The sequence below is a fragment of the Paenibacillus ginsengarvi genome (assembly GCF_003626695.1).
Classification (GTDB): Bacteria; Bacillota; Bacilli; order Paenibacillales; family NBRC-103111; genus Paenibacillus_AB; species Paenibacillus_AB ginsengarvi.
This window is the reverse complement of the sequence record NZ_RBAH01000033.1, coordinates 83707-90040: the sequence shown is the minus strand read 5'-3', so window position 1 is coordinate 90040 and position 6334 is coordinate 83707. Positions and strand designations below refer to the sequence as shown.

The following is a 6334-nucleotide window of genomic DNA, read 5'->3' as shown; positions in this document are numbered from 1 at the left end:
ATCTGGGATGATGCTGATGTTTTAAGTTCTCCGAACGAACAACCTACAATAAAGAGCATAAACGCCATTGTTATTAAGGTAATTCTTTTCATACCTCACCCCCCATTGGTTTACGTAACCAGGGCTTGGGAAGTTGCGTTTAACTGCCCAATAGTTTAATAAAAAGAGGAGCAACTGCATGTGGCAAAGCTGCTCCCTATAGTTGAACTAATGTACCCGTTAGCTTAATTCCGAAACCCTCGGTCAGACCGAGGGGTGATAGCCAGCGATCTACGCCGGATCACTCCACGTTTGCCCGCCGTCGTTCGTCATCTTAATGCGGCCGTTCAGCAGCACCCAGCCGAAGCCGTCCTCCCGTAGGAAAAATTGTGAGGCATCCTGTAACGGAATGTCCGTTCGGATCGGCTGCCAATCCTCGTGGTTGTACGTATCCATCGTGTAGATGGTTTTGCCGTCGATGGAAATTGCCCTGCCCATGTTGAGCCTGTCGAAATTCAGCACCGGCACTCCCTGGATATCCTTCAGCCGGTAGGGAAGCGGAGTCCACGTATCGCCGGCGTCTTTAGTTTCGTAGGGGACGATCGTCTTTTCTCCATCCTTAACGAATTCGGCGATGAAGATGCCGTGATAGTCGTTTTCCTGATCAAAAGCGGGCGAATAAGCATTGGCATAAGCTTTTTGCATGTCAATCGGAGCTTCGACGCGCTGAACAGCCCACGAACGTCCGCCATCCTGCGTCCGGTAGAGTGGGACGAAATCCTGCCCGCGGTTGGACAAAGTGATCCAACCATCCTTCTCCTTGCGGAAGCTGACCCCGGTCGGGTAGCCGCCTATGCTAGCGGTCAAATCGCCGACACGTGTCCACGTTTTACCGCGATTGTCTGACCGGTAGAGCGATTTAAGCATTTGTCCTGCCGCGGGTGAAGAATTCAGCATCACATATTCAGGATTATATTCGTAATGGGCTAGATATGGCATTACGTCAAGCGACGTTTCCCACGCCTCCGTCGTCGGCAATACCGTAGTTTCCCAGCCTCCATCGTAAAGCTTGTGGGAGGCGGCTAGCTTCTTGTCGTCCGTGAGATAGAAAGCATATCCATTAAACGCATCCATGAAATCGGCTGTAAGTAACATATCCTTCTCGTTGATGCCGTCTGGCATAACGACATCCCACGTTTTGCCTGTGTTTGTTGTATGCAGCAGCTTGCTATTTGCCCCAGCTGAAGCCTTCGTTTCCGTCCATGCCGACGATGTGCGGCAATCCGTCTTGATAGTCGACGTAGAAACGTACTATATCAATGTATGTACCAGGTTGCCGCTGAGCGGGAACAGATAAATGGGAACGCAATGTAATCATGTACCGCCCTTTTCCATGCTCAAGCGGGAGAACAGCCGAGAAATGGTCCGCATCGAACGTAATTTCCGCCGTCTCAAAATCGGTCCACTTGGCGCCGTCCTCTTTCTCGATCACTGCATGCAATCCTGTCCCACGCGCTTTGGTTACCGTTCCTTTGACCTCTACCTTGCCGTCTTTGGCCCTTACTAGGCCTGAAGCCGGCGACTCCAGCGTAATCGAGCTGAAATCGCCGAACCTGTGCCTAAGATCGCCGTAGTTGATCACGGGATCCAGCAGCTCCGGCTTAACGGTATGGATGAATGTTTTACTGAACACAATACGTTTGCGCATACGGAATTCGACCTTGACTTCGTTTTCGCCCAAATCCAAGGGAGCCTCGGAGGCGAACTCGTAGATCGGGGCGCCGCTCGCCGTCTTTTGCTCCGAAAGCGCCATAGATGAACTGCCTCCGAACGTTTTGCCACCTCTCGAGACTGTCACCGTCAACATCGGCATATCCATCGTAAGTGGCGCGAAGAACAGTCCCTTCAGAACGTACCAGTAGCTGTCCTTGTGTTCCGGAATTCCAAAATCCTTCACGTCGAATCTTGCGAATTCGACTTGTAGCTGGCGAGTGTCCGAATTCCAATTGCCAGTGTAGCCAAACAGCTCCTTCAAATCATACTCGAACGCATACAGCTCTCCGTCACGCTCAACGGCTGGAAAGGTGAGCTTCGTTTCGTCTGCCTTGCCGTCGAACCAGTACAGCTCCGCCATCTCCAGATCCGTTCCGATCAGAAAGCCACAGGTATCGTTATAAAAGTAAAGCCCGTCTTCGCGCTTTTCCAGCTTGTAGCCAAGCATCTCCGCCATCCAAGCTACCGATAGCATCGCCCGGCCGTCCTGACCAAATCCGATCCGCTGGTCACCAAAGTACATGCCGTCATCGCTAAATTGAATGGTAAACCCGTTATTCGATAAATGCTCCACCTGCAGAGGATAGATAGCGCTCTGCACTGCTTTCTGGTCGGGTACTGCAGATTTGTTGTTCGTGAACGAAGCGGTGCGCATCTTTACGTTCCATTCCAGACTGCCGAGCAGGGGATCGAGATCCTGCAGGAACACCGCCGTTGTCCCCCCGATGTTGAACGAGGGGATTACTTTTCCGAGCGCGACAGTGCGAATATCCGTCGCCATCACATCTGCCAACTTGTTCCCAATCGACTTGTTTCCGTCGGCCACCGGAGAATACGTCGGTTGAACCTTTTTCGTCGGGTTCGGGTAAATACCGACCTTCCGCTCCGACGGGTCCCACGACACGTCGAAGCCGTAGCTGCGTAAATCCGTAACGGCTATAGCCGTGCTTCCGCCGATATTCATCGAGCGGATTGGCTCTCCGTTGATGAAAGTGCGAATATCCGTGGACAGCACGCTGCCGATAACCGTGCCGACGGTCGGTTCCTTCGATTGCGCCTTTGCGTTGGGCGCAGGGATGACCGCCATAGCAGCACATACGATCGCAGCCAGCGCTGCAGTAAATTGACGTTTCATGTGGGAGGATACTCCTTTTCAGGAAAATGCGAACATAGCATTAAACGCCGCCACTTGGAGAAAGTTGCAAGACTGACCCTTTGTTAGCCGATATAAGTCTCCTTGCCTGCCAGGTGCTTACGCTCGTCTGGAGGGATCCATGAACCGTTTGCGCCTTCAGAAGCTTGGCCAAGTGCGATCATCGACAAAATCGAAGAGTACACAGTAAGTGGGAGAAGCAATTATTCTTTTAGTTTTTCCCTGTTGTAAACGATAATTCAGCACTAATAAATATTGTATCATCTATCCATTAAACTGCCCTTTACTTCAACGGACTCAGAACTGCCCTTAAGGCAGCTCCACGCTTTCGCATCCGATCAATTACTTATTTGCTGTTTCTTCTCTCTTAAAACAAAGACTTCTCTTACGAAAGCTCCTAAACTACCAGACAAAGCTATAAATATAATTAAATGAACAATCCTAACGAATAAATAAGAAGTTCCAATTAGGATGAAGCAAGATCCCAATATTAATATTGGGAAGGTGGTTAATCCAACATAAAGCTGCTTTTTTGTAGTGATTCCACCCGAAACTCCTGTCCTCCCACCCTCTTACAAGAACTTAACAATATCATTCTTTATTCGTTCTGTTACCGTCTCACGATTCTCTTCGGTCAGATGATATAGTCTTATCCTGGATAATTCCTTGATCTTGTCAATGCTCGGATGACTATCCACACAAATCGTCCCTAAGACAAGATGGTTAGAGCTTGAAATTACTTCATAGATCAAAGCTTCAAATGGTGCGGATAACATCTGCATGAAGCCTATCTCATCAATGACTGTAATATTCTTCGTATTTAACGAACGTTCCACTCCCTTTAAAGCAATATTTTCAAAAGCCGCTATGTCAACCCCGTATCTCCCCACTCGAAATAAACTTTCACTATCCACATTTGCAATGCATACAGTTTCACCAGAAAGCGAGACGCAATTAAATCCAATGCGCTCAGTAGAGCTTCGTATTTCTTCCGTATAAAAACCACCAAAATATTCAGAACCAACTTGTTGAATAATGCGCTTTATCGCTGTTGATTTACCTACTCTTGGTTTACCGGTTAAAAAGAAACAGGTTTCCATCCTTTCACTCCCCTAAAATGATAGCCATCTGTGGTATTAGGTCCTGACGACTTCCTTACCAAAGACATAAGATTATTATTACGGTGCGAAATATGTTACCATGACTTTTATAGCAGATCGGTTAGTTCAGGTTTTACTACAAGGAGGACAATATGGCAAAGCAACGTAGACAGATGTCCTTACTACAAAAGTTAAAGAAAACCATTCATTCTTTAACGAAACCTAAACGTCCTACCAAGACAAACAAGAGACGGAAAGTTACAGCTCCCAGAAAGGCAATGAATAATAAGAGCGTAGATAAGTCGGAATTGGAGAAAAAGCTAGAACAAGACCTGGCCATAAAATTATCAGAAGGTATGGAAAAGATGAAGCAGGAGATAGCACTTGAGCTGATTGGAAAGCTAATAACGGAGAAGGCGAGAACGAGTACCGACACGGAGGGTCATTCTATTGATCCGAGTATAAAAAGCGTTCGGAAAGGTACCAAGCATGCTTCCAAAAGCAGGTCATCCAATAAAGCTATTCCAAATAAAAATAAACCTGAAACGGATTGTACATTTCTTCATATCTTAACTTTATCGAATAGTGTAGATAAAAAAGTAGTGGTCGGTTATGAGATTCTAGATAATAGCAGCCAAGAGAACTGGGGAATTGACATCCATGAAGGAGCCCGGTTGGGCAGAGCTAAGAAAATCTTGAATACAAAAGTGAAGAGTCAAAAAGTTGGGCTTGAAAGACAATACTATTTAGTTCATGAAACAAACGATTTGCTTTATTATTCTAATGGTTACGAAAAAAGTGTCCTAGTACGCGGTAAAATAAAAGTCGTGAATTATACGTCCGGCTTGGCAGATGCTATAAAGATTGCTTACGATTCCGGGTACACAAACAATAGTAAATTGCCCAAGTTTAAAGATATCCCCTAGTTCTAATTCATCGGCATAATATCATACCGTATGGGCCCTTCTCTGGTGGGGAGGTATCGGGTGGGAATTGGAGCACCAGCTTCAAATTCAAGGAATTATGATGGTCACTATAGTAGGTTACCTCTCGCATTTGATCGCAGACACATTGACACCGAGCGGCGTCAAATGGTTTTATCCCCTTCATAAAAGATCGATCAAACTGCATTTTTGAAATGAAGGCTATTCTAATCTTGATTTAGACTTAAGAAAACCGCCTTTGTGAAGAGGCGGTTAATTGAGCTATCGTTTTCCGTGAGCGTAACGATGACCTGTCATCTATGATACGGTTCACCGTATCATAAATAGGGCGAAATCGAAAGACACCTAAGTTAGGTGGGTTTAGCCCTGCGTGTGACACGGTTCTCCAATTTGGAAGAAGAGAATAGGTATTCCGCTCCCTTGACTTCTACAGATCTCCGCCTCTCCTTAGCCAATGGTGAGGACAATCTTGCCGCGGCCGTGCCTCGTTTCGATCAGTTGGTGTGCATCCGCGACCTGTTCAAGCGGGAAAGTCTGCCGGATATGGATGCGAAGCTTGCCCTTACTGTGCAGATCGACGAGCTCGGCCAGACGGGTGGCGGAGCGCTCGCCGCGGATGACACGGAGACCAAGCTCCTCGATAAGGTCGTAAGCGACAAAGGTACAAATACGGTTTCTGTCCTGCACTAATTCGACCGAGGCACGCACCGCTTCCGCCCCGGCCGTGTCGAACGCGGCGTCGACGCCGTTCGGCGCCAGCGCCCGCACTCGCTCGACAAGCCCCTCCCCGTATGTAATCGGGATAGCCCCGAGCGAGCGCACGTAATCGTGGTTGCTTTCGCTGGCTGTGCCGATGATCGTCTTGGCCCCCCACTCCTTCGCCAACTGTACCGCAAAAGCTCCAAGCGATCCGGCTGCGCCATGGATCAGCACCGTATCGCCCGGTCCAACGCCGATGGCTTTCATGGCGATATACGCACCCTGGCCATTGCCGGTCAGCCCGCCTGCCTCTTCCCAGCTCATACTGCCGGGCTTACTTACGATTTGATCAGCCCCCACGACCACGTATTCGGCGTAACAATTCAATAGCGCGAAGCCGAGCACCTCGCTGCCTATGTGAAGGCCGGTAACACCTTCGCCCACTTGATCAACGATGCCCGCGAACTCGTTGCCCGGAATTTGCGGAAGCTGAATATCAACGCCCTGCGGAGTCCACCCGCTCCGCACGCTGCAATCGTAATGCTGTACCCCGGCCGTTTTCACCCGGATCCTGACTTGCCCTGGACCGGTCTGCGGATCGGGAAACGACATGACCTCCATAACCTCGGGTCCGCCGACCAAACGAAATGCTGCTGCTTTCATCGTACAATCCTCCTGTTTATCCC

Annotated in this window: 5 protein-coding genes and 1 pseudogene; 2 read left to right on the top strand and 4 right to left on the bottom strand. The window is 48.7% G+C overall.

The window, feature by feature from the left end; all coding sequences use genetic code 11:
• Nucleotides 1-270 precede the first annotated feature (270 nt).
• The 3 genes from D7M11_RS31220 to D7M11_RS31210 form a co-directional block, all read right to left on the bottom strand.
• Nucleotides 271-1161, bottom strand: coding sequence for a beta propeller repeat protein (locus tag D7M11_RS31220; protein WP_120751205.1), 891 nt, complete (start codon nt 1159-1161; stop codon nt 271-273).
• Nucleotides 1162-1207: 46 nt separating this feature from the next.
• Nucleotides 1208-2887 (bottom strand): hypothetical protein, encoded by a 1680-nt coding sequence (locus tag D7M11_RS31215; RefSeq protein ID WP_120751204.1) that lies wholly within the window; start codon nt 2885-2887, stop codon nt 1208-1210.
• A 590-nt stretch (nt 2888-3477) separates the two neighbouring features.
• Complete coding sequence (locus tag D7M11_RS31210) at nt 3478-4005, bottom strand: nucleoside-triphosphatase (protein ID WP_120751203.1); 528 nt, start codon at nt 4003-4005, stop codon at nt 3478-3480.
• 152 nt (nt 4006-4157) lie between these two features.
• On the opposite strand from D7M11_RS31210, the gene D7M11_RS31205 reads away from it, so the two are divergent.
• Nucleotides 4158-4931: a hypothetical protein gene (locus tag D7M11_RS31205; protein WP_120751202.1), complete on the top strand. Its 774-nt coding sequence runs from the start codon at nt 4158-4160 to the stop codon at nt 4929-4931.
• 34 nt (nt 4932-4965) lie between these two features.
• Nucleotides 4966-5142: pseudogene (locus tag D7M11_RS31200) on the top strand (metal-dependent hydrolase); the annotation flags it as partial.
• 254 nt (nt 5143-5396) lie between these two features.
• Here the strand turns inward: D7M11_RS31200 and D7M11_RS31195 are convergent.
• Nucleotides 5397-6311 carry an NADP-dependent oxidoreductase gene (locus D7M11_RS31195; RefSeq protein WP_120751200.1) on the bottom strand — a complete coding sequence of 305 codons (915 nt, stop codon included), beginning with the start codon at nt 6309-6311 and terminating at the stop codon, nt 5397-5399.
• Nucleotides 6312-6334: the final 23 nt, after the last annotated feature.

Excerpts from the sequence above, each read along its gene's own strand:
- D7M11_RS31220 (WP_120751205.1), bottom strand. The coding sequence starts at position 1,161 with ATGCCAGACGGCATCAACGAGAAGGATATGTTACTTACAGCCGATTTC.
- D7M11_RS31215 (WP_120751204.1), bottom strand. The coding sequence starts at position 2,887 with ATGAAACGTCAATTTACTGCAGCGCTGGCTGCGATCGTATGTGCTGCT.
- D7M11_RS31210 (WP_120751203.1), bottom strand. The coding sequence starts at position 4,005 with ATGGAAACCTGTTTCTTTTTAACCGGTAAACCAAGAGTAGGTAAATCA.
- D7M11_RS31205 (WP_120751202.1), top strand. The coding sequence starts at position 4,158 with ATGGCAAAGCAACGTAGACAGATGTCCTTACTACAAAAGTTAAAGAAA.
- D7M11_RS31195 (WP_120751200.1), bottom strand. The coding sequence starts at position 6,311 with ATGAAAGCAGCAGCATTTCGTTTGGTCGGCGGACCCGAGGTTATGGAG.